General features: G+C 67.4%; 17 protein-coding genes and 1 pseudogene. 7 read left to right on the top strand and 11 right to left on the bottom strand.

Annotated features, from left to right (window positions below; all coding sequences use genetic code 11):
• Positions 1 to 807: 807 nt before the first annotated feature.
• From AB0J90_RS31440 to AB0J90_RS31420, 5 genes are all read right to left on the bottom strand, one after another.
• On the bottom strand, positions 808 to 2,796 hold the full coding sequence (locus tag AB0J90_RS31440) for a DUF3732 domain-containing protein (RefSeq protein WP_363602114.1): 1,989 nt from the start codon (positions 2,794 to 2,796) through the stop codon (positions 808 to 810).
• Between the two features lie 4 nt (positions 2,797 to 2,800).
• A complete protein-coding gene (locus AB0J90_RS31435; protein WP_363602112.1) occupies positions 2,801 to 3,313 on the bottom strand; it encodes a three component ABC system middle component in 513 nt (170 codons plus the stop codon).
• Between the two features lie 10 nt (positions 3,314 to 3,323).
• On the bottom strand, positions 3,324 to 4,535 hold the full coding sequence (locus AB0J90_RS31430) for an ABC-three component system protein (protein WP_363602109.1): 1,212 nt from the start codon (positions 4,533 to 4,535) through the stop codon (positions 3,324 to 3,326).
• Positions 4,536 to 5,098: 563 nt separating this feature from the next.
• On the bottom strand, positions 5,099 to 7,990 hold the full coding sequence (locus AB0J90_RS31425) for a tetratricopeptide repeat protein (protein ID WP_363602107.1): 2,892 nt from the start codon (positions 7,988 to 7,990) through the stop codon (positions 5,099 to 5,101).
• Positions 7,991 to 8,771: 781 nt separating this feature from the next.
• Entirely contained in the window at positions 8,772 to 9,026 is a 255-nt protein-coding gene (locus AB0J90_RS31420) for a PfkB family carbohydrate kinase (protein ID WP_363602104.1), read from the bottom strand.
• A gap of 54 nt (positions 9,027 to 9,080) precedes the next feature.
• Between AB0J90_RS31420 and AB0J90_RS31415 the strand changes: the two genes are divergently transcribed.
• Entirely contained in the window at positions 9,081 to 10,541 is a 1,461-nt protein-coding gene (locus AB0J90_RS31415; RefSeq protein ID WP_363602102.1) for a hypothetical protein, read from the top strand.
• Positions 10,542 to 11,665: 1,124 nt separating this feature from the next.
• Here AB0J90_RS31415 and AB0J90_RS31410 read toward each other — a convergent pair.
• Positions 11,666 to 12,649 carry a zinc-dependent alcohol dehydrogenase family protein gene (locus AB0J90_RS31410; protein ID WP_363602100.1) on the bottom strand — a complete coding sequence of 328 codons (984 nt, stop codon included), beginning with the start codon at positions 12,647 to 12,649 and terminating at the stop codon, positions 11,666 to 11,668.
• Between the two features lie 423 nt (positions 12,650 to 13,072).
• On the opposite strand from AB0J90_RS31410, the gene AB0J90_RS31405 reads away from it, so the two are divergent.
• Positions 13,073 to 13,915: an alpha/beta hydrolase gene (locus AB0J90_RS31405; protein ID WP_363602098.1), complete on the top strand. Its 843-nt coding sequence runs from the start codon at positions 13,073 to 13,075 to the stop codon at positions 13,913 to 13,915.
• An 87-nt stretch (positions 13,916 to 14,002) separates the two neighbouring features.
• On the opposite strand, the gene AB0J90_RS31400 is transcribed toward AB0J90_RS31405, so the two are convergent.
• Positions 14,003 to 16,855: a BTAD domain-containing putative transcriptional regulator gene (locus tag AB0J90_RS31400; RefSeq protein WP_363602096.1), complete on the bottom strand. Its 2,853-nt coding sequence runs from the start codon at positions 16,853 to 16,855 to the stop codon at positions 14,003 to 14,005.
• Between the two features lie 357 nt (positions 16,856 to 17,212).
• Between AB0J90_RS31400 and AB0J90_RS31395 the strand changes: the two genes are divergently transcribed.
• Genes AB0J90_RS31395 through AB0J90_RS31380 form a run of 4 tightly spaced genes read left to right on the top strand, consistent with a single transcriptional unit; the run spans position 17,213 to position 20,078 of the window.
• Positions 17,213 to 18,004, top strand: coding sequence for an alpha/beta fold hydrolase (locus tag AB0J90_RS31395; protein WP_363602094.1), 792 nt, complete (start codon positions 17,213 to 17,215; stop codon positions 18,002 to 18,004).
• On the top strand, positions 18,001 to 19,002 hold the full coding sequence (locus tag AB0J90_RS31390) for an alpha/beta hydrolase (RefSeq protein ID WP_363602092.1): 1,002 nt from the start codon (positions 18,001 to 18,003) through the stop codon (positions 19,000 to 19,002). Before AB0J90_RS31395 ends, AB0J90_RS31390 begins: the two co-directional genes overlap by 4 nt.
• Positions 19,003 to 19,059: 57 nt before the next feature.
• The gene (locus AB0J90_RS31385; protein ID WP_363602090.1) at positions 19,060 to 19,848 is read left to right on the top strand and encodes an oxidoreductase; all 789 of its coding nucleotides are present in this window, start codon (positions 19,060 to 19,062) and stop codon (positions 19,846 to 19,848) included.
• Between the two features lie 26 nt (positions 19,849 to 19,874).
• Positions 19,875 to 20,078 (top strand): WD40 repeat domain-containing protein, encoded by a 204-nt coding sequence (locus tag AB0J90_RS31380; protein WP_363602088.1) that lies wholly within the window; start codon positions 19,875 to 19,877, stop codon positions 20,076 to 20,078.
• Between the two features lie 58 nt (positions 20,079 to 20,136).
• On the opposite strand, the gene AB0J90_RS31375 is transcribed toward AB0J90_RS31380, so the two are convergent.
• Positions 20,137 to 21,504, bottom strand: coding sequence for a class II 3-deoxy-7-phosphoheptulonate synthase (locus tag AB0J90_RS31375; RefSeq protein ID WP_363602086.1), 1,368 nt, complete (start codon positions 21,502 to 21,504; stop codon positions 20,137 to 20,139).
• A gap of 206 nt (positions 21,505 to 21,710) precedes the next feature.
• On the opposite strand from AB0J90_RS31375, the gene AB0J90_RS31370 reads away from it, so the two are divergent.
• Positions 21,711 to 22,292: a mismatch-specific DNA-glycosylase gene (locus AB0J90_RS31370; protein WP_363602084.1), complete on the top strand. Its 582-nt coding sequence runs from the start codon at positions 21,711 to 21,713 to the stop codon at positions 22,290 to 22,292.
• Between the two features lie 12 nt (positions 22,293 to 22,304).
• On the opposite strand, the gene AB0J90_RS31365 is transcribed toward AB0J90_RS31370, so the two are convergent.
• From AB0J90_RS31365 to AB0J90_RS31355, 3 genes and pseudogenes are all read right to left on the bottom strand, one after another.
• A complete protein-coding gene (locus AB0J90_RS31365) occupies positions 22,305 to 22,586 on the bottom strand; it encodes a DUF6510 family protein (RefSeq protein ID WP_363602082.1) in 282 nt (93 codons plus the stop codon).
• A 1-nt stretch (position 22,587) separates the two neighbouring features.
• Complete coding sequence (locus AB0J90_RS31360; RefSeq protein WP_363602080.1) at positions 22,588 to 23,316, bottom strand: ferredoxin reductase; 729 nt, start codon at positions 23,314 to 23,316, stop codon at positions 22,588 to 22,590.
• Positions 23,317 to 23,318: 2 nt separating this feature from the next.
• Positions 23,319 to 23,413 (bottom strand): annotated as a pseudogene (locus AB0J90_RS31355) (molybdopterin-binding protein); the annotation flags it as partial.

Raw genomic sequence — 23,413 nt, 5'->3', positions numbered from 1 at the left:
ACGACAGCAACACCCACCGAACATCGACGCACCGTTCTCACCGGTCGTCAACCTGACCGCAGCACGAGTACGCCGTCGGAAAACCCTCGACGGGCTGATCAACGAATATTCGCAGGTGGCGTAGCTGTAACCGACTTTCCGAGCGGTACAGGTATCGCCCCTCGTGCACAGGGCGAGCCGGTCGGACAGCCGAACCACGAGCAGATACAGCAGTCGAAACGTCACGTGCAGATCGTGTGACAGCCTACCAACGCCGCAGCTCACACCATGTGCGCTGGTTCTGGCACGGTACAGGCCCCGACGGCATCGCTACCACGGCGCCGGCCAGCTCGTCCCCGAATGCCAACCCGCCCGCAAAAGGAGGTCACGACCACGCACGCGACCTCACTGGCAATTACCAGCCGTTGGGCGGGGAATGGCATTAACACCGGCCGTGCACCGGCGCAGAGCGCCGTGCGATCACTGACTTGGCCGAGGCATGGTGGAGGCGGTCTGCCTCCACCATGCCTCGGCGTGTGCGAGCCGAGGGAGGTGCTGGAAACCATTGCCGAGTGCGGGAATATGCGCAAGGCGCCATTGGCGAAATCCGCGAGTTGCCCGAGCGACAGGTTCTCCAGCTGTTGGTGCCTTTGGCCTGTTCGTGGATGGCCGACGCGCTCGAACAACCCATATCTCACAAGCGGCGGCATGGCCGAAGGGCAACGTCGCCGCAGGGTAGCCACTCATTGCTCACCAGATCGATCTGCACTTCTAAGATCTTGGAGCTCTCGCGAGCCCCAAGCTGACGCTCCATCTTGATCAACTCCGTTATGGCGACTCTGAACCGCCAGCTGACTCATCTAGCCATGACGGCGGAATCAGCTTCTGGCCGTCGCGCCAGTTGTGCACGACCGACTGCACAAACCAGTCATCGGGCTCATCGGCGTGATCGATGATGATCACCTGGAAGTTGGGCTGCAGTTCCGTGACCACGTCGTAAGCCAGTCGAAAGAGCCTTTTGACTGCCTCTGGGTCGGCGTCGCGGGTTTGGGCACCCGCCCGCGTCGCGGAGGGGTAGTAGGCTTGGCTAGGCTGGTCGAGGACGAGGAACCGCGGTACTGGTCTTTCTTGGCGGACGAAATATTTGTGCAACGCCAGGTGGGTAGCGAGGTGATATCCCACCCAGTTCGCGGCGCTGCCGATCCTGAAAAGTGGAGCCGGTCCCTGCTCGGTGTCAGCGACGATGGTGAGCCGGGCCAGGTCGAGCCGCACGTTCTCGCTAGAGTGCTCGAGGCCTAGCCGGTTTGCGTATGCGGTCATGTCGCGGCTGATGGTCAGCAGGCGTGAGGTCAGCTGTTCGCGGTCTTGGTCATCGTCCAGTTCAGCTTCAAGGGCCTCCACCGCGCGCTCGGCGCTGCGGTATCTCTCCCGTAGGCGGTTGATCTCGTTCTCGTCGAGCGCTTCGAGGCGGGACAGCGAGGCGTCGATGCGGCCCCGTGTGAAGTCGGTCGCTCGGATCGGCACGCCCTCGCTGACTCGCTCTGAGTTGAGTAAGGCTTCCAGGCCGCCGTCAACGGCTGTGATCTGGTCTCGAAGCTGAGCGGCTTCTTCTTCCAACCGCTCTACGGCCAGGCGTCGTGCCGGCGGTGCTGCGCGGAGTTCTCCGAGTTGCTCTTGCAGAAGGCGCAGGCTTCGTCCCAGGTCCAGGTTGGTGGCGTCACGGCCGACCGTAAGCGTGCTGCTGCACGCGGGACACAGCTCTGGGTTCTCATCTCCGCTCGACATCTCGTGGCCAGCTGGATGTGCTGGGATGTCGAGGAGGCCGAGGCTCTCAAGCCGCCCGATCTGCAGGACTAGTGCGCCGTCATAGCCGCGCTGACCGTCATCCTGATCGAGCAGGAGCCGCCGATCCGACAAGACCCGCTTGAGCTTCCGATGGAGGTCGAGACTGCTGCGTTCGAGTTCAATGCGACGATCTTGCTGCACGGTATCGGGCAGTGCCGGAGGTTCCTGAGCAGGACGGAGGCGTGCCTCTTGTAGCAGCAGGATGATGCCGGCGCGGTCTTCTGGAAGGTCGGTGTCCACGAGGCCGATGGCTGACGCCTCGTTGAACAGCGCTCGGAGTTCCCCGTCGATGTTGCCGCTCCTGAGTTCCGCCGCTCGGACCTGAGCCTCCAGCCGGCCGAGGGCGCGGCGGGCGTCTCGAAGCTGAGCCCGTTTCATCGCTTGATCTTGCGGAACTGCGCCGAGGAAGTACGGGAAGGCGTCCCTGAGTCCGTTGGCGATGTCTTTGTCGCCGGCACGGTGGAAAAGCGCCTGGGAGCTGCCGATCTCGTCCTGGCCCTGGAGGCACAGGAGCGTGGCTTGCCCGATCCCCGCCTCGAACGGCCGCCGTAGGGCTCCTGTGGGCGGCTCGGCGACGTTCTCCTCGATGCCGATTCGTCGGCTGAGCTGCTGTCGCAGAGATGTCGAGTCCGTGTTGGCCACCAGCTCCGCGAGTTCTGGCACTTCCAGGTCGTTGCCGAACTCCAGCATCGCCTGGCTGGAGGTGGCCCGGCCTGGGGCCGGTGCCGGCCGCGCGACGAGGGCTCTGCCTCCGTCGAGTTGCCACAGTGCGGCGTACCAGGACACCGTCGCGAATTCGGGACCGATCGGGACCATGATGTGGTCGCGTCCCAGGCAGTAGTCGATGATGGCCACGAGCGCGCTCTTACCGGTCTGCGATTCACCGGTCACGATATTCAGAGCGCCGGGCTTGAAGTCCACGATCCTCTTCTCGCCACCACGGCTGTAGAGAATCAACGCCAGCAACTGCATGCTACTAGGGTGTCACACCCAACAGCGCATAGGCCGTAGCCGGCTGGTCGAGCTTAGTCAGCCATCTCCCCATGAAACCTGCCGCACGGACCAGCCCCGGCAGGTCACCGCCCGCGGTCTCGGGCCGCGCGCCGACCGACAGCGAACCACGCAGACCGCCCTCGCCATCGATCTCCAGAACCTGATGCCGCAGGCCGAACCGAAGCCCCTCCTGTACGGGAACAACCAGTTCGCGGGCCCGTTCTGGAAAGCCAGCGATGATCACGGCATGATCGCCGACCCAGTTGGCCATATGGGTGCGCACATCCCGGGGCAAGGCTTCCCGGGTCGTCCGGTGCAGGACCAACGGGGCGATCAGGAAGATCATGTGCCACGGCATGTTGCGTCTCGAGCGACGCCGGTACTCCTCAGCCGAGGCTGCCGAGAGCGAGGCGAACAGTGCCGGGTTCAGCATCGCCGCCGGGATCGGCGATCGTTCTACCCAGGGCTTGACGAGGGTGCCTTCAGAGCGCGTCATGAACTCACCGTCACGGTTGTCCAGCAGCGCTCGTGGCGGTGGAGATCATTAGATTCTCCATCAGCCTCTCGAAGTCGGGGTGCCAGCCCATCCGGCCCCTGTCCGCCAACTCGTGCCTCTTGCCACGCGCAAAGAAGGAATCGTTGTACTTCGGCCGCACGTTGACTGCCGTGGATTCCCGCAGCTCGCGAAGCAGCGTCTTGCCCGCAGCGATGCGATCCGGTTCGCTTGCGGCGTCCCCGAGATCCTCCACCATGTCCGCGAAATGGCGCTGCCATTCATCGCGTAGGTTGTCTTCGAACCGTTCGAGCTCACGTAGCCCGATGATGTCGTCGGCGACCCACTCGACCGTCTGCGCGACAGCCCTGTGGTAATCGATGATCGCCTTGCGAAGGTTCGTTGTATTGCACCGCACCCACTGCATTTGATGAACAAACGGGCGATTCTCATGCGAGGTCACGACGGTGTCTTCGTCAACATCTGATAGCTCGATCGTGGTCGGAAGATGGTCGTCGCTGAAACGATCTCGTATTCCAGAGATCATGGTTCTGGCCGCTGCGGCGGTGACGCTGGCTTTCTTGCCTTGGAGCATGTCCAAGGCAACGGCCGTCCACCATTTCCAGACCAGGCTCAGGAACATGTCCTCGTGGTCCAGAGGCAGCGTGTTCCACAACGCCCTGCGCACTGCCGCATCCACGTCACCTATACGCGGAGCGTCGTCAAGAACCCAAATGCGGTCGACGAAGACTCCTCGCTGGGAGGGCGTCAACGCCAGGTACTGCTGCCTGGCCTTTGCTGTCTTATCGTTGGTAGACGTAGTGGCCGCATCGTCAAATCGGCATATCGCCTGGACGACGTCACGTCGCCCGTCTGGTCGCAGGAGGCCCGCAGCGCTGTCGTCCGCAGCATGGCTCGTGGAGACCAGGAACAGCTGAGGCCCGTGCTGGTCGCCTGGTTTCGCCGTTTCTATCCAGACGAGAAGCGTCTTCCAGACATCGACGTCCTTGTCGCCCAGGCCAGCGTTCGAGTTGAGGTGGTGCTTCGTCTGAAGCAAGTCCTGGGGGCTCCCGTTAAGGTCCCAGGCAACGTCGTCGTGAAGCTCGAGGCTGATCGCGAAGTCAGGGCGCTCGGGTCCGCGCTTCAGGAGCTCAAGCAGGCACCAGTGGACCTGGTACATGTAGCCCACCAAGCTGCCAGAGGCGTTGTGCTCCCCGGCTGGCATCCCCCCAGTCTGCACCGCTGAGGCCAACCCGGTCCAGACTCGCCGCCCGAGCCAGGTCGCGTGGCGCAGAGTTTCGCCTGTTCAGGAGCAGATCATGCATGGTGATCCACCTGACTCACCACCGCCAGATTGCCGATATATCCGTGATCGGTTGCCCCTGTAGACGACGGCGGGCTTCGCATAGCCCTCGCTCAACGCACCTGCCCACGGCTCGTCTCTGGGCCGTGCCTCTGGCCCCGGCGGCCTGGCGGCAGTCAAGGGCTCCTGCGGGCCGCTGCGCTTCCCTTGACTCCCGTTGGCGGCACGCCGGGAGCTGCTGGGCGAGCCCGGCGACGGAGCCGGTCAAACCAGCTCGGCAAAGCCTGTCCTTGTAAGATCCGATCTTCTCGGTGATCTGCGTCCGGTCGGCGTCACTGGCAAGCATGTCCTGGACTATGGTGAGCAGATCGTAGACTTGGCAGCGGGTCTTGCGCGTGACGCCGTCGATCGAGGCGTCCACCATGTCCGGCATCGAGCTGATGCGGTATGCGTACGGCGTACAGGGAGTTCTCGGGCCGACATCGCTAGCTGTGTCCGGGTGGCTCCGCCGCGTTCCGGGCGTCGGTCATTGTGTCCAGCGCCGACCAGTCGATGCCGTTGCCGCCGTTGAGGATGATTTCTGTGAGGCGTGTGTCGAGCCATTGCTCGGCCGGGTCGTAGTCGTTGTCGACGAAGTAGTCGCGTAGTTGCTCGGGCATCGTCGCGATGAGTTCTTCTCTCGTTTGTCCTGCCAGGTCCCGTAGCTGTGCGGTGAGTTCTCGCCCGCGCCCGTCGTTGTCGCCCTGTGCTCTGCGGGCGTAGACCGACACCCCGCTGCGTGGATCGCGCAGGGAGATCGTGACGTCTGCCGGCGGTGCCGGCAACTTCCCGCTTTCTGCTCCGTGCCACATACAGTTCGCTGCCGCCATCGCCCTGCACCAGGTCATGAACGCCATCGGGTCGGATTGCTGATCCCATCCCCAGTCGATGACGCAACCGCAGTTCTGCTCGATGGGCGTCCACTGCACCTGCTGCGGGTACGGTACCGCCCGCGGCGGCGGCACATCGCCAACGGCGGGAAACAGCATTGAGGACAGGACTGGGTCGGTTCTGGCGAGAAGGCTGAGGATTCCTCTAGCGTCGTGGTCGCCTGAGTCAAACGCCTGGTGCAGCCACTCCGTGGCCTCGCCGGTCCGTCCGTGCATGTGTAGGAAGATGCCGTAGCGGGCTTGGGCCACGACCGGCGCTTCGGGGTCGTTGGCCAGTCTCGCCATCCACCGCTCGGCACCGGCCAGGTCGCCGATGTCGTCAAGTCTTTCGGCGAGCCACCCTATGGCATTGATTTGGTCCGCTTCGGCGCCGCGCGTGAGCCAGGAGAGTCCCTCGTCCGCGTCGCCGTGCTCGGTCAACAGGTGCCCAAGCAGTCCCCACGCGGGCGGGTACAGGGCTTCTGCCGCCCGGCGGGCCCACCGCATCGCCTCGGGGATGTCTCGCTCTCCGTCGAGCAGTCGCTCGGCGAGCAGCGCCATCGCCTCCACGACGTCGAGTTCTGCGGCTGCACGCCACCAGCGCTCTGCTCCCAGGCTTCGTCCGGTGTTCCAGTCGCTGCGGGCCAAGTTCATCATCGCCGTGGGCTCCCCGCCCGCAGCGGCCTGCTTCCACAGGCCGACCGCCGCTTCGTCCTCGCCGCGGTTGGCGTGCAGAATGCCTAGCCCCGTCAGTGCCGGGCCGAACCCGCCTTCGGCGGCGTCGGCGTACCACTGATATGCCAGGGTGTCGTCGCCGGCGTCTTCGTGAAGCTGGCCGAGCCCGAACATCGCGGAGAGGTCGCCCGTCTCGGCGGCGATCTCAAGCCAGTCCTTCGCGAGGTTACCGTCACCCAGCCGGCTGTGGGCTACAGCGATCAGGCCCGCCATGTCTGCGGCTCCCAGCCCGTAGCTCACTGTCAGCCAGTGCAGCGCCTCGTCCAGCTCACCGTCGTCCAGATGAGACATCCCTAGTATCGACGCGGCGAGTTCTACCTCAGCTTCAGCGGCGCGTTGCAGTGCCCGCCGCCCGACCTGAACGTGACCCAACTGCAGGGCGTTGATGCCTACGGGCAGACATGAGTCGATGTCCGGCGTCGTGCTGAGCAGCTCCCACGCAGCTGCCTGCATGGCCCTGTGGCGAAATCCGGTGCTGCTGAGCACGTGAGAGGCGATGATGTCACTGATTGCGTAACCATCGAGTTGGCCGATCACACGCCCGTACGGGCTCAACAGCGGCACGACACCCCGGACGGGCTGGCAGGCCCACCGCGCCGCTGTCTCAAACCAATCCGCTGACGCCGTTGCCTTGTCCACCGGGGACATCCGCAGCTCGGCCAGCTGCCTAAGCAGCTCAACCGGAATCACCCGGGAGTGCCCGGACAATCGGGCTTCGACCGCCGCCTCCACCACAGCCCTTCCCGAGGTGCGGCCAGCGGTGGTGTACCTCGAAATCATTTCCGGTGCGCAGGCAAGGACCACGATCGGGGACCCGGACTCCGCCGCATGGTGCCTGGCTTCATGGATCCTCGGATCCATCCCAGAGATGGCCTCCGCTTCCTTAAGCTCCGCCGCGCTGAACGCCATCGGCACGTCCCAACGCCGGGCAAGCTTGAGCAGTTGCCGGGACACCCGGAACCGGTCGGGATGAGACGCGTCCGGTGGCTGTTGTAACTGATCGTAGCTTTCCGGGCTGAGGCTCCCGACGATCACCACCGGGTTCGCCGGGTCGCCTACCAGGTCACGGAATGCCCGAACCGAAAGGTCAGGATCGCTCAGCATCTCCACGAGGTCGTCGATCCACACGACGATCCGCCCGCCGTCAACATCCGCAGCGGCGAGCCCGTTGATCTCAGCAGCCTCGGCAGGGATGAACATTCGCCACTCCGGCAGCTCAGCCCTGACCGCCTCAAAAGCCGTGCGGGTCTTGCCGCACACCGCCCCGCCCACCACCACCACGAACCCGCCCCGCGATAGCAGATCACGAAGCTCCTGGCGCAGGCCAGTGTCGACGTCCCGGCGGATATACGCCGGCAGGCGAGGGTCGAGTCCCGGCACTGTCGCCGACAGCGGAATCGCTGGATGAATCCCCACCTCGGCTGGGTCGTTGACCACGCTGGCAACCGGGAAGGATCGTGGGTCGACGGGGGTCACCCGGCGATGCATCTCCAGCGGCCGGGCGGCATCGATGCCCCCGAGTCGCTGCTCGACGAAGCGTTCGTGCCCGAACTTCACTTCCCGCAGCCACTCCACCGTATAGGTCGTCGGCTGCGAATCGATGAGTTGGTGATGCACGTTGCAGAGCAGCATCAGATTGTCGTAGCTGTCGCGTTCAGCCCGCGACAACGGGAACTCGCCTCTCGGCCCGTCGGGCCTTTCGGCAACGATATGCGCGATCTCGCTGATGACCACCAGCGGATCCAAGTCCGTCCCGGCCGTAGTGAGCCGCACTGAGCAGCCAGGATATGCACACAGGTCTCCAGACCGCTGAAGCACTTTTCGTTGTTCGGAGATCGGAACCGCCAACTCGCGCAACCACCTTCGTGCTCTGCTTGCCCGTCCGCGAACTGAACAGGTCAAGACGCTACAGCAGCCGCATCGATCCTCCTCGGCGCTGTGGGGTTGTCCCGCGTCAATCTGCGTCACATGATCAGTTCCAGAGCGCCGATATGCGAGGTACGTGAACAACGGCTGCGTTGCCGTCGGTGAAGGGGGCCAGACGGCGCGCACCGGATAGATGAGCTGGCTGATTTGGGCGTCCCGTCGAGTCCCGCGACCGGCACTTCGCAGGCCGCGACAACGGGAGCCGATCGGTCCGCCGACACAACTATCTCCGCCGACGAGGCTTGGCAGTCCGGCCAGTATGGCGCGGACGCTGGTCGATGACGGCTCGACTGCCGTGGTCGGGCGTGCTGGCAGCGGCGCTTCCATCGGTTCTTTGGACGTCGCCGCCAGTTGTAGCGGTACGCCACCCTCGGCACACATCACCAACCGTCGGAGGCGGTGCAGCACCGGGTTGAGCCCGGCGCCGCATGGAAGTACATGCAGCCGGTTCGGCGGTTCGCGCGAGTACGCGCACCGCAGGTTCCACACTCGAGCGCCACTGAATCCGGGTTATTCACGCCAGACCATCCCCATACGGACCACCTGAGCGGCGAGGCAGGCGGTCCGTGCTCGATCCGGACATCGCGGGTTACGGGCCGCCATCGGACGACCAGGCGTCCACGTCGATAGATGCCGAGGCGGTGGTGTACCGGGCGGCGGTCAGCCAGTCCATGCCGTCGAGGCGCGCGGCGGCGAGGGCACCGGCGAACGTCTCTCCCGAACCGGTGGGGTCAACGACCGCGGCTGAGGTGGGCCGGTACGACCCACCAGCTGTTGGCGCGGTCGATACGGCATCAGGAGCACGACGGGTGGGACGTCCTGCTTTGCCGACAACTCGGAACACAGTTCAGCTGAGCGGACAATGTCCCCCGCCCGACCAGTCCGTACGCTCTCGCTTGTGGAGCGGACAGAGATCGACGGCGTGCCGGTTGTATGGGAGCAAGGTCCGGCCCCTTTGCGGGCGACGCTAACGTTCGGTTGCGGGGTCCGCGACGAGACGTTTCGGACTATCGGCATCTCGCACCTGGTCGAGCACCTTGCGATGAGCACGCTGCCGCGGGTGCACTACGACCACAACGCCATGGTCGATCTGGAGACCACTTCGTTTACGGTGTGCGGTCGTCCCGAGCAGGTCGTCGAGTTCTTCGACCGGGTGTGCCGGGCGGTCGGAGACCTTCCGCTCGATCGGATCGGCAAGGAGGCGGGCGTGCTCGCCGCCGAGGGTGGGGCCAGTGTGCCCCCGACCGTCGGCGCCCTGCTGAGCCAGCGTTTCGGTCCGCAGTGGGTCGGTCTGGAGCCGTGGGCTGGTCCCGGCTTCGACCGGCTTACGGCCGACCACGTCCGGGTGTACGTCAGCCGGTTTTTCGTCGCCGGGAACGCGGTTCTGTACCTGACCGGGCCGCCGCCGGCCGGGCTCCGGCTACCGCTGCCGACAGGTCCCCGTGCGGAACATCCGGCGCCGGCGCTCCGCCCGCAGCCGGGGCCGCTGTGGGCGGCGCACATGGTGCCGTCGGTTGGCGCCGCGCTACTGGGTGAGCGGAATGCGTCCTGGGCGATGGGCATGTCCGTCCTCGCCGAGCGTCTAGAGCGAACCGCGCGCCATGAGGAGGGGCTCAGCTACGAGGTCGATCGCGCGGTTGTTCCGCTCGACGCGGTCGGGCGTCTGTACGCCGTTACCGTCGATGCCCGGGAGGGGCAGGAGGAGCGCGTGGCCGGCCTGTTGTGGTCCGAACTGCGTCGAATGGCCGACGAGGGACCCACCGAGGAGGAACTGGCGCATGAGTGTGCCGGCGCGCGGGAGACCTACGGCGACCCACGCTACGTCGAAGTCGAGGCGGAGAGTGCGGCGATGGCGGAGCTGTTCGGGCTGGACTATCGGCCGCGCGACGAGCGCTTGGAAGAGATGACCGCCGTCACCCCGACGGACGTGCGCGACCGGTTCACTGGCGCGATCGACACAGTTCACCTCATCGTTCCCTGCGACGTCCGTATCAACCTGCCCGGGTTGGCCGAGGGAGGTTGCGGCCGTACCCGTACCGCGCCGGCCGGTCAGGTCTTCAAGCCGCCGCTTCTGGCCAAGGTCCTGGCGCGCGCCGCGCGCGGCATGCGGCTGACGCTGACCGCGGACGGCCTGGCCCTGCGGGACTCGGACGGCGACGTGCACGAGGTCCGCTTCGCTGACATCGTCGGCGTGGAGGTCTACGAGCGTGAGCGGTTGGTCTTCGGGCGCAGCGGCTGCATAATCCCTGTCGACCCGGACCTGTTCCGAGGTGCCGAGGCAGCCGTACGGGCGGTCGACGCGAATGTGCCGGCGTACCTGTTCTACCAGCGCTCAGAGCTGGTGCCCGTCGACGACTGAGAACGCTGCGGCTCGATTCTGGGCGCACTCACCGTCCAGCCGAGGATCGCAACGCCAAGAAGACGCCGCACGATGTGGCCACGTGACATCGCTGCGCCCCGGTCCCCGGACCGGGCGAGGATCGCAGCGCGTGGCGCACGAACCAGTCCCCGGCGGTCGCCATCAGCTGCGCCCAGTCCCGGACCGGGCGAAGAGGACGAAGGTTGGATAGTTTCACCGGTCGAGCGTGCCTCGATCACACCTACACGAACGCAACAGCGCCCTCGAACCGGCTGACCGTGAGGGCCTCCGAGCGATGCGAGGTGTTCCGCATCCCGCTCGGAGGCCACTCACCTATTTGCTGGCGTCGCGGTTCTCTTGCGAATCTGGGGCAACTTCGAAGGTCGGGGTGACTATCGTAACGGCAAATTTTCGAGCAGCATGATACGTGGGGGAATGGTTTGTGTTGCCCCACGTACACGTACCACCATGCCTGCCGCGTGGTGGGTTGCAGCGGGTAGGTGTCGCTGTTCGTTGGTGATGGGACGTCCCGGGTGGTGGGAGCGCGGCGCGTGGTGAGGCCCCCGACCTCCTCGCGGCCTGCTCCCGTTTATTCCCCGAAACCCCCGCTGGAAGTTGACGACTGGTGACAAGAACCGTTCATTGCGTGATGGTGTCTGTGTAGCTCAGCGCTCATCTCCGACAATCAATGACAAGGTCGGGATAGCTGCGGTCGGTAACAAGACGATGCTCAATCCGGTGTGCCGAGGAGCTGTGGACAGGGACGCAGGTCGGCGGTGAAGAGCGGAAGCGGTGGTAGCCGGGTGGGACGGTGTTACTGCACTCCTCGGAGCGGGGCCTGTGATCGTCACTTGTCGATTAGCTTCGTCCTCGCCGAGGACTACACTTACTTTAAGATCATCTGTCGGTCTCGCTCCACAAGAGATCACCATCCGGGAGTGGTCCGGGCAGAGGTCTCACCAGGGGGCGGCATGAGGCATCATCAAAGATTACGAGAGACCATGCCTGGGCTGGGGAAATAGGCGCTTGACGCATTCTGTCGGCGGGCGTCTGAGTTCTGGATCCTGGTCCCGGCCGGCAGCCGCATGGTCCCAGCATCGAAGGGCGGCGTGCGATGCCGCCGGTCACTCGACGTCGACGACGATCTTGCCGTTACTGGTGCCGTTCTCCACGACGGCATGGGCGTCGTCGACGGTGGCCAGGGTGAACCGTCGGGGATCGAGGAGCGGCCGCAGCGCTTGTACGTCGGCCAGGGCGCCGGCCTCGCGCAGGATCTCCCCGTGGTGCTCGCGTCCCTGACCGGTCAGCATCGGCATCAGGGTGAACACCCCGGAGTAGCTGGCGCCACGGAACGACAGCGGCGCGAGGCTGTGGGTGCCCCAGCCCAGTGCGCTGACGACGTGGCCGGTGTAGGTGCGGACGGCGTTGAAGGACAGGTCGAGGGTGGCGCCGCCGATGGTGTCGAAGACGATGTCGAAGCCTCGATCGTCGGTGTGTTCGGCGACGTAGTCCTCGACGGGTGTGGTGGTGTAGTCGATCGGCGTCGCGCCGAGACGTGCGATCGCCGCCAGGCTTCGGGGCGAACCGGTGGCGAAGACCCGGGCGCCCCGGGCGTGGGCGATCTGGATCGCGACCTGCCCCACGCCGCCGGCGCCCCCGTGTACCAGCACCTGGTGGCCGGCGGTCACCCGTGCCCGGTCCACCAGCGCCTCCCAGGCGGTGATGACGGCGAGCGGCAGGGCTGCCGCCTCACGCGGGCTCAGCGACTCCGGTTTGCGGGCGAGTAACCGGGCGTCCACGGCGGCGTACTCGGCGAGCGATCCCTGAAGATCACCGACGCCGCCGGTCAGTCCGTACACCTCGTCGCCGGGCGCGAGGTCGGTGACCCCCGGGCCGACCTCCGCCACGACACCGGCCAGGTCCATCCCGAGCACCGCCGGTGGACGGACCCGGGCGTGGGCGGCCCTCCCTGCGCGGATCTTGGTATCCAGCGGGTTGACACCGCTCACCGTGACCCGGACCAGCACCTGTCCAGGACCCGGTACCGGCGTGTCGATTTCCTCGACGGTCAGCGGGCCGCCGAACTCCTCCAGCACTACCGCGCGCATGTCACTACCTCGTTTTCCAGTTCCTGATGCGTTCCAGTCGATGGACGGGCCGATTTGCCGGACGAGAACGGCCAGTGCTTCCACGCCGGCATGTCGTACGCGCTGCGTACCCCGACCGCGGTCGCGCCGGCCCGGCCAGCGGCACCAACAGGCGTATTTCCCGCAGTGGCCTGCGGCGATGCGCCGTACGTTCAACGATCCGGTGGCCGTACAGATGGGAGAAGGGCGTGTCTTCCGGGGTGCGCGGCACCCTGGAAGACGGGTCTCTGTTTCCGGACCAGCGCTGTTCGCACAGATAACGCAAACAGAACGTCAACAGAACGCGCACAAGGTCGTTCCTACGCTGTCGCCACCGGTCCTCCGATCAGCAGTGCCTGGGCGCCGGGGCCGGTTCGCGAGCCTGCTGTCGAAGGGAAGACCATCATGGGCCTGGAAATTGTCAAGGGAAGCCGGCGCACGGTGCTGGCGGCTGGTGCGCTGGTGGCCACCGCGAGTGCGGTGGGAGCCGTCTCGGGCGCACCGAGGGCATCCGCCACCTCCAGGCACGGCGCGAAGCCGACAGTGGCGCTGGTGCACGGGGCGTTCGCCGACGCGTCGGGCTGGGCCGAGGTGGTGGAGGACCTGCAGAAGTCCGGCTACCCGGTGCTCGCGCCGGCGAACCCGTTACGGACGCTGCACGGCGACGCCGCGTACCTGCGGAGCGTCCTGGCCACGATCGCGGGGCCGATCGTGCTGGTCGGGCACTCCTACGGCGGTGCGGTGATCACGAACGCCGCGACCGGGAACGCCGAGGTGACGGCCCTCGTGTACGTGGCGGCGTTCGCGCCGGACCAGGGGGAGCCGGTCGGTCTGCTGCAGGGGCAGTTTCCGGGCAGCGAGCTCGACGAGACCACACTCGACTTCCGTCCGTACTCCCTGCCGGACGGCACGGCGAGCGTGGATGCGTATATCAAGGTCGACGCGTTCCGGGCGGTGTTTGCCGCCGACGTGCCGCGGTCGCGGAGCGCGCTGATGGCGGTCTCCCAACGGCCGGCGGACGCGCGCACGCTGGCAGAGCCGTCCGGTGCGCCGGCGTGGCAGGACATCCCGTCTTGGTTCGTCGTCTCCCGCGACGACAAGGCGATCCCGGTGGCGGCGCAACGGTTCATGGCGCGGCGGGCCGGTGGGAACGTCACCGAGGTACGGACTTCGCACGCGGCGATGATCGTCAGCCCGCACAAGGTGTCGAAGGTGATCATGGACGCGGCGGAGCACACGGCGCGCTGAACGCCTGGACCGGATCGGACGGGACGGGACGGCGAACATGGGTGGTGGCGCGTCAACGGGGGTGTGCCCCCGCCCATACCGGCCAGGTCAGGTTGCCGAAGACGACCCTTCCGGGTGCCGCATGTCGTCCAGCTTGGCGCGGACGGATTTCGCGGTCGGATGGTCGGGGTTTCGGATGGTGGTCAGAGCCAGCTCCCAGCTGGCGCGGGCGGCGGTGGGATCGCCCGCGGCCTGCTGGGTGTCGCCGAGATGGTGGAGCACCATCGCCTCGTAGTTGTGGTCACCCGACCCCCGCGAAAGCGCGATGGCCTGTTGGTAGTGGTCCATGGCCTCGGGGTACTCACCCAGGTGATGGTGGGCGTGACCGGTGCTGTGGGCAGCCGCTGCCTCACCGGGCGCGTCGCCGAATTCCGCCAGTACGGGTCGCGCCTGCTCGCAGTAGCGCAGTGCCTGACGATGCTCGCCGAGTCGGGTGAGGGCCCAGCCCATCGCGCCGAGCGCGCGAGCCTGTCCCATTCGGTCGCCGGTCGACTCGCAGAGCGCGAGCGCCTTCTGGGCGTGGTGTAGCGCTTCCTGCGGCTTACCCTGGCGGACGACGGTGTGGGTCAGGTTCTGCCGGGTACGGGACTCGCCACGTACGTCACCGAGTTCGACGAACAGCGCCAGCGCCTCGAGGAGGTGCTCGTACGCCTGATCGAGCTGGCCGGACTGGGCACAGGCGATTGCCAGACCGTTGAGATTGCGGGCGTACGCCGCCACGTCCCCGTCCCGGAGCGCGGCCCGCGTCGCGGTGGTCTGCAACCTGAGCATGCTGTCCGGAGAGGCTCGTCGTTGCAGGTACGAGTTGGCCGCCCACGCCAGTTGCCAGGCGTGACGGTCGAATCCGTGCGCGGCGGCCTGCTCGACCGCTGCCAGGATGACCGGCTCCTCCGCGGCGAACCAGGCGAAGGCGTGCGGCAGGTCCGCGAGCGGCTCGGGCACGACTCCGTCCTGCGCGTCGCTGAGCGTGATCGGGTCGCGGTTGGGGCTCAACAGCGCGTCGCCCCGGTGCGCGGTGTGCAGGTAGTGGTCGAGGGTCCGGTGCAGCGCGCTTCGACGCGCGTCGTCGTCCTCGGTGAGTTCGGTGGCGTAGACGCGAAGCAGGTCGTGACAGGTGTAGCGGCCCGGGACCTGCTCGGTGAGCAGGTGGGCGCGGGTGAGTTCGGCGAGCAGGGGCCGGACGTGCCGGACCGGCAGGCCGGTGAGGCTGGCCGCGGCGGGGACGGTGACGTCCGGGCCGGGGTGCGGGCCGAGCAGACGGAAGAGCCTGGCCGCGTCCGGGGAGAGTGCCTGGTACGACCAGGAGAACACGCTGCGGACGTTGGTCACCGCTTCCGTACCGACGAAGGCGTCCAGAGTCCCGTACGTCTCACGCAGTTCCGCCGCGACGGCGGCGAGCGCGAATCCGGGGTGGGTGGCTACGCGGGCGGTCACGATGGCCAGCGCCAGTGGGAGGCCTGCGCACAGGGCGATGATCTCGTCGACGGCGTCTGGCTCCGCTGCGACGCGGGAGGCGCCGATGCGGCGGGTGAGGAAGTCGTGTGCTTCCGCCCTGGACAACATGCCCAGCGGCAGCGGGTGTGCTCCGCTGGTGGCGACCAGGCCCGCGAGGTCGTTGCGGCTGGTGACGATCACCAGGCAGCCGGGCGAGCCGGGTAGCAGCGGCCGAACCTGGTCGGCGTCGCGGGCGTTGTCCAGCAGGACGAGCATGCGCCGGCCGGCGATCCGGCTGCGGTAGAGGGCGGCCTGCGTGTCGAGCCCGGTGGGAATTTCCTGGCGGGGTACGCCCAGTGCACTGACCAGGTGCTGTAGCGCCTCGCCGGGGCTCATCGCCTGGCCGCTCGGTTCGAATCCGCGCAGGTTGACATATAGCTGACCGTCGGGAAACCGGTGGGCGACCTGGTGCGCCCAGTGCACCGCGAAGGTGGTCTTGCCGATGCCGGCCATGCCTCCGATGGCGCTGATCACCACCGTTCCGGGCGACGTCGCATCCGTTCGCAGGGCCAGCGCCTGGGCGAGTTCGGCGCGGCGCCCCGTGAACGTGGGCAGGTCGGCCGGAAGCTGGGTGGGAGGCGGGTTGGTCGCGATCTGGGCGGTCGGTCGCTCGGCTGTCGCGGGCGGGTTCGTGGCCGGCTGGTTGTGGCCGGACTGCGTCCGAGGCTTGCCGACGTGGGCTGTCTGCCGGAGTACGGCCTCGTGTGCGGACGTCAGTTCGGGGCCGGGGTCCAGGCCGAGTTCCTCGGCCAGCCGGCCGCGTATCTTCTGGTAGATCTCGAGGGCATCGGCCTGGTGTCCCGCCGTGGCCAGCGCGAGCAGCAGCCGGGCCTGCAGTGGCTCGTCGTAGGGGGCCTGCTCGGCTGCCTGCCGGACCGCCGCCAGCAGTCGATCGGAGGCGACGGCGGTGCGAGCGAGGTCTCCCGCTTCCCGCGCGGTGGCCAGATACTCACGGTCGATCGCGGTGAACGTGGGATGGTGGCGGACCCGCGGGTCGATACCGCCGGGACCATTGCCCTGCCACAATTCGAGGGCCTCGGTGAACAGTCGCATTCTTTCGGTTGCCTGGCCATCCGCAGTGGCGGCCCGCGCCTGCCGAACCAAATGCCGGAATCGCAGCAGGTCGAGCGTGTCGGCGTCGACGTCGAGTCGGTAGCCGCCACCGGAACGGATCAGCCACTGGCCGGGGGAGCGGGCGGCCAGTTGTGGTTCGAGGGCGCGGCGGAGCATTCCCACGTTGCGGTGCACCGCGTTGACCGCCGAATCCGGCGGCTCCTGGCCCCACATCGTGTCCACGACCTCGGCCAGGCTGACCGGCTCGCCGGCACGTGCCATGAGCAGCGCCAGCATCGTCCGCTGCTGTGGGCCACCTGGGTCGATCTCCTGGCGGTCGCGCCGCACTCGCACCGGACCGAGCACGGTGAACCACAAACGCTCCCTGGACAGCTGACCGCCCTCCCTCCCTCCCGCACGACCGGCGTACGCAGGCCACGGTCCGGCGGGCAGCCTATTCCACCTGCACCTGGTGAATGCCGGGCGGGCGGCGCACGACTACCCAGAGTGAGCGGGCCGGCACGTCGCCGTCGGCAACTCCACCCGGCGGAAAGTTTTTGTCAACTGTTTGCCAACAAGGGGCGGCCTATCTTTTCTTCGATCCGGCCGCGACGTATATCGAGGTCCTCCGGCTCTCCTCGGAGGGTTGACCCCACGATATCCCGCGGACAGTTCGCCAATTGCACCAGCACTGAACGGATAAGGGCACACATGTCGACACCGGTCATTTTCATCCACGGGCTATGGCTGCATGGCACCTCCTGGCAGCCATGGATCGAACTCTTCACCGCGAACGGCTACCCGGCCTCCGCTCCCGGCTGGCCGGGCGACGGGGAGAGCGTCGAGGCCACCCGCGCGAACCCCGAAGCCCTCGCCGGGCACGGGATCGACGACGTCGTGGCGCACTACGCGGCCATCATCGAAGGGCTGCCGGCCAAGCCGATCCTGATCGGCCACTCGTTCGGCGGCATGATCGCGCAGAAGCTGCTCGGGCTCGACCTCGGCGCCGCCGCGATCGCCATCGACGCCGCCCAGATCAAGGGCGTGCTGCCGCTCCCGCTGTCCACGCTGCGCGCCGGCTTCCCGGTACTCGGTAACCCGGCCAACAAGGGCAGGGCTGTCTCGTTGACCGCCGAGCAGTTCCGTTACGCCTTCGGGAACGCGATCCCGGAGGAGGAATCGCGGTCACTGTTCGACCGCTGGTCGATTCCCGCTCCCGGCAGGCCGCTGTTCGAGGCCGCCGCGGCGAACTTCAACCCGCACTCGCCGGCCAAGGTGGACACCGCCAACGAGTCACGCGGCCCGCTGTTGCTGATCGCCGGTGGCCGGGACCACACCGTGCCGGAGACGGTCGTACGCGCCACGCTGAAGCAGTACCGCCACTCGCACGCCGTAACCGACATAATCGACTTTCCGCACAAAGCGCACTCTCTGACGATCGACTCCGGGTGGCGCGAGGTCGCGGACACCTCACTGAACTGGCTGAAAGAGCAGAACCTGTGAAAAAGATCTTCACCGTACGCACGTGGGCGCTGAGCGGTGTGGCAGTGGTGCTCACTGCCGGGGCGCTGGTCGCCCCCGCCACCCTCGCCACGGCCCACGACAACGGCAACGACAGACCGCAGTCCGGGTACGCGGACAGCCGACTCCCGAACGGCTTCACCGAGCAGAAGGTCCGCGTCGGTGAGGTCGGCATCAACTACGTGCGGGGCGGCCACGGCCCGACGCTGGTGCTCCTGCACGGGTACCCCGAGACCTGGTACGAGTGGCACGAGATCATGCCGGCACTCGCGAAGCACTACACGGTCGTCGCCCCGGACCTGCGCGGCGCGGGCAAGAGCGACGCCCCGGCCGGCGGCTACGACAAGAAGACGATGGCCGCCGACATATACGGCCTGCTGCGGAAGCTCGGACTGCAGCGGGACATCCGGCTCGTCGGCCACGACATCGGCACCATGGTCGCGTACGCGTACGCCTCGGCGCACCCGACCGAGGTGCGGAAGTTGGTGCTGAGCGAGGCACCGATCCCCGACGAGGGTATCCACTCCTTCCCGGCGCTGTCGGCCGATGGTCCGGGGCCGTGGCAGTTCGGCTTCTTCCTGCTGAGCAACGGCCTGCCCGAGCAGGTCGTCGACGGCCGGGAAGAGCAGTGGGTGCAGGGCTTCACGGACCACATCGAGGTGGTCAAGGACGGCGTCGACGACACCGACGTCCGGGTCTTCGCCAGGTACCTGAAGGACGACGCGCACCTGCGGGCAAGCTTCGAGTGGTTCCGCGCCTTCCCGACCGACATCGCCGACAACGCCGTGAACAAGCAGACCATGCTGCCGATGCCGGTGCTCGCGATCGGCGCCAGCAACAGCCTCGGGTCCAAGATCGAAACCCAGGTCGAGGGGTACGCCACGAACGTGACCGGTGCGGTCATCGAGAACTCCGGTCACTGGATCTACGAAGAGCACCCGGAGGAGATGACCGAGCGCCTGCTCGCCTTCTTGCGCTGAACAGCCGGGGTGCCGGGTCGTTCTGCCCGGCACCCCGTCCCGATGAAGGGATGGGACATGGATCTACAACTCTCGGGCAGGGCCGCACTTGTCACCGGTGCCAGCAAGGGCATCGGGCTGGCGATCGTGCGGGCGCTCGTCGACGAGGGCGCCACCGTCGTCGCGGGGGCCCGTACGACCACACCGGAACTCGCCGCCCTCGCCGACGCCGGACGCGTACACCCGATCAACACCGACCTGAGTACCCCGGACGGCCCGGCCACCCTCGTCGAGGCGGGGACGGCGCTGCTCGGCGGCCGGCTGGACATTCTCGTCAACAACGTCGGAGGCGTACGTCCTCGTGTTGGTGGCTTTCTGTCGGTGACCGACGACGACTGGCTGGACACCTTCACGATCAACTTCTTTGCCGCAGTCCGCACGACCCGGGCCGCGCTTCCCGCGCTGGTGGAGAGCGGCGGATCGATCGTGACGATCAATTCCGTCAACTCCTCGTTGCCGGACCCGCTGGTCATCGACTACAGCGCCGCGAAGGCGGCCCTGGCGAACTTCTCCAAGGCACTGTCGAAGGAGGTCGGGCCGCGCGGGGTACGGGTCAACACGATCAGTCCCGGACCGGTCGAGACCGATCTGTGGCTGGGGGCGGGCGGTGTCGCCGAGACGGTCGGCGGGGCGAACAACCTCCAGCCCGCGCAGGTCGCCAAAGGCGCGGTCAGCGGTACGGCAACCGGGCGGTTCACCCGGCCCGAGGAGGTGGCAGACCTGGTGTTGCTGCTGGCCGGCGGGCGAGCCACGAATGTCACCGGTGCCGACATCGTCATCGACGGCGGCCTCATCACGACCCTCTGATCCTGGGTGCCGCGTACGACGCGCGGATGCTCGGCGAGAAGCGGACCGTGGCCATCTACGACGGCCTCGATCGGGTCCACGTGTGGGACGTCCCGCTGCGCCGGACCGTCGGCGATCCGCTGGTCGGCCACACCGGCAAGATCAACAGGATTGCCTTCAGCCCCGATGGCAGGTTCCTCGCCAGCGGCTCGGACGACCGGTCCGTCCGGCTCTACGCACTCGTCCACTGACTCGTCCCCGGCGCCGCGACGAAGCTGGGGGTAACCGGGTCCGCGGTGGCCTCGCGCCTCAGCCGCGCAGCATCTCCGCGACGGCCAGCGCCAACTCCAGCGACTGCTGGGTGTTCAGACGCGGGTCGCACGCGGTCTCGTACCGCCCGGCCAGGTCGGCGTCGCTCAGCTCCTGCGCGCCGCCGAGGCATTCGGTGACGTCCTCGCCGGTGAACTCGATGTGCAGGCCGCCGGGATGGGTACCCAGGTTGCGGTGCACCTCGAAGTAGCCGAGGACCTCGTCCATGATGCGGTCGAAGTGACGGGTCTTGTAGCCGTTGGACGACTCGTGGGTGTTGCCGTGCATGGGATCGCACTGCCAGACGACCTGGTGGCCGGCGGCGGTGACCGCCTGCACGATCGGGGGCAGCTTCTCCCGTACGTGATGGTTGCTCATCCGGGCCACGAGGGTGAGTCGTCCCGGCCGGTTGTCGGGGTTGAGTCGCCTGCACAGCGCCACGACCTGTTCCGGGCTGTTCGCCGCGCTGATCTTCACGCCGATCGGGTTGGCGATGCGGGAGACGAAGTCGACGTGCGCGCCGTCGAGTTGCTTGGTGCGCTCGCCCACCCAGAGCAGGTGCCCGGACAGCGCGTACGCGGTGGTTCCGACGATCCGGGTCAGTGCCCGGTCGTACTCCAGCGCGAGGGTTTCGTGGGAGGCGTACAGGGTGGTTGTCCGCAGTGTCCGGTCGCTGCCGATCCCGCATGCCCGGACGAAGGCCATCGCCCGGTCGATCTCCCGGGCGATCGCTTCGTAGCGTTGGCCGGCGGGGGAGTGGCGGACGAAGGTCTTGTTCCACTCGTGCACCGAGTGCAGGTCGGCGAGCCCGCCGCCGAGGTGGGCGCGCAACATGTTCATGGAGGCGGCGGAGTTGGCGTACGCCCGGATCATCCGGGACGGGTCGGCGACCCTGGCCTCCGCGGTGGGTTCCAGCGAGTTGATCATGTCGCCGCGGTAGACCGGCAGTCCCAGGGAGTCGACGTCGGCCGAGCGGGGCTTGGTGTACTGCCCGGCGACCCGGGCGACCTTGACGACCGGCAGTGAGGCCCCGTACGTCAGCACGACCGCCATCTGCAGCATCGTCCGTGCGTTCGCCAGCAGGTGGCTCTCGGTGTTGTCGGCGAACGTCTCCGCGCAGTCACCGCCCTGCAGCAGGAACGCCTCACCCGCGCACACCCTCGCCAGTTGGGCGTGCAGTTCGTCGACCTCGTGCGGGGCGACGATCGGCGCGACACTGGTCAGCGTCTTGGTGACGTCGTCCACGGCGGCGCTGTCCGGCCACGGCGGCGTGTGGGCGCGCGGCAGGGCGCGCCAATCGTCGAGTCCGAGATCCGCCTCGGTCGCCACCTGCCCGTACGTACCGGTTCGCGTCGCCCCAATTGCCATGGAAGTCACGTTACGTAGTGCCGGTGCTCGCCACCAGTCGGTATCGGGTTGTCCCACCTGACGGGTTGTCCCACCGCACGGGTTGTCCCGCCTGACGGCACCGTGCGAACCGGCCAGCCGTGCGGGGGCCGTGCGAGGCGGGCGGTGCGTCCGGCGCCGCCGACTCTGCGATGTCCGGTTCGGGGTGAATATCCTAGAGTGTTGAGGTGAGATTCAGCCGCGCCGAGTTGGCGGCGTTCCGCGGCGGCACGTTGCCGGACCTCGTCGAGCCGGGCGTACGGCTGCTTTTCGTCGGCGTCAACCCCGGTCTGCGGACGGTTGCCGTACAGGCTCATTTCGGTCGGCGGGGCAACCGTTTCTACCCGGCGCTGTTCCGGGCCGGCATCGTGGACCGGCTCATCGACGCCTCCGCCGGATTCGTGCCGGCGGACCGGGCACACCTGAGTGCGCGGGGGATCGGCATCACCAGCCTGGTCGCGGCGGCGACGGCACGCGCCGACGAACTCAGCGTGCAGGAGTTGACGTCGGGGGCACGGGCCTTGGCGGGGCGGGTTGCGCGGGTCGGGCCGAGGGTGGTGGCGGTGCTCGGCATCACCGCGTACCGGATCGCGTTCGAGCGGCCGAAGGCGTTGGTCGGCCGCCAACCGTACGATCTCGGCGGCGCGCAGCTCTGGGTGGTGCCGAACCCGAGCGGGCTGAACGCCCACGCCACGGTCGCCGGATTGGCCGACGCATACGGTGAGGTCGCGGTCGCGGCCGGGATCGAGCTCTTCGACAACTCACCGTGACGGCGCCCTGGGTCACAGGGTGGAAGGTGGCATCGGCACCCGCAGGAACACTGCCCCGCGCAGGTCCAACCAGGCGCTCGTCGGCGTACGGACCAGTCGCATCACGACCTCCTCGCAGCTCGGGCACCGGGCGACCAGACCGGGTGCGTGCGCGTACACCCGCGTCGCGGCGAGCGGTTTGGTCGACCCGCAGTTGGCGCATTTCTGCATGGCGGCGGTGAGGTCGACGGCGAAGATCTCGCGCATCGGGCCGGCGAGCATGTTCCCGTCGACGTACTGCTGCTGATCGGTCATCTCAACCTCCGGTGGGGCCGAACCTCTCGGTCTTGACCCGCTGGGCGTCGTGACCGACGGCCACGAGGATGTCGGCGACGGCTTCGACCAGCCCGGTCGGGCCGCAGACGAAACACTGCGGTTCGAGGTCCGGTGGCCAACCGTGGTTGTTGATGTCGGCGACGCCGAGTCGATGGGGTGATCCCGGCCAGCCGTCCGGCGCCTGCCGGGTGTAGACGTAACTGACATCCAGCCCTTGGTCGTCGCGGATCCGTCGGCGCAGCTCGTCGGCGAAGTAGACGTCCTGCTCGGTGCGTACCGAGTAGATCAGCCGGAACGGCACCCGACTGTCGACGGCCCGCCGGGCTCGTACCATCGCCATCAGCGGCGCGATGCCCGAGCCACCGGCGACCAGCAGGACCGGCGCGGTGTCCGCGGCGCGCCAGACGAACCAGCCACCGACCGGTCCGCGGATCTCCACCGGGTCGCCGACCGAAAAAACGTCGATCAGGTACGGCGACACCTCGCCGTCGGGCACCCGCTGTACGGTCAGCTCGATCAGGTTCCCGTCCGGGGCGGACGCGATCGAGTAGGAACGTTCGGCCTGGTAGCCGTCGGCGGCGGTGAGTCGTACGTCGACGTGCTGACCGGGCACATGCCCGGGCCAGTCGTCCACGGCCAGCACGAGGGTGCTGGCGGTGGCGGTTTCCTGCCGGTGTTCGACCAGGTGGGCGAGGCGCCACATCGCCATCGTCAGTCGCCCTGGTACCGCTGCTCGCGCCACGGGTCACCGTAGTCGTGATATCCGGCGGTCTCCCAGAAACCCGGCTCGTCGGTCAACAACAACT

The sequence above is a fragment of the Micromonospora sp. NPDC049523 genome, assembly GCF_040676775.1.
Classification (GTDB): Bacteria; Actinomycetota; Actinomycetes; order Mycobacteriales; family Micromonosporaceae; genus Micromonospora_G.
Note: the sequence above shows the minus strand (reverse complement) of the source record. Positions and strands in the feature narration are given on the sequence as shown.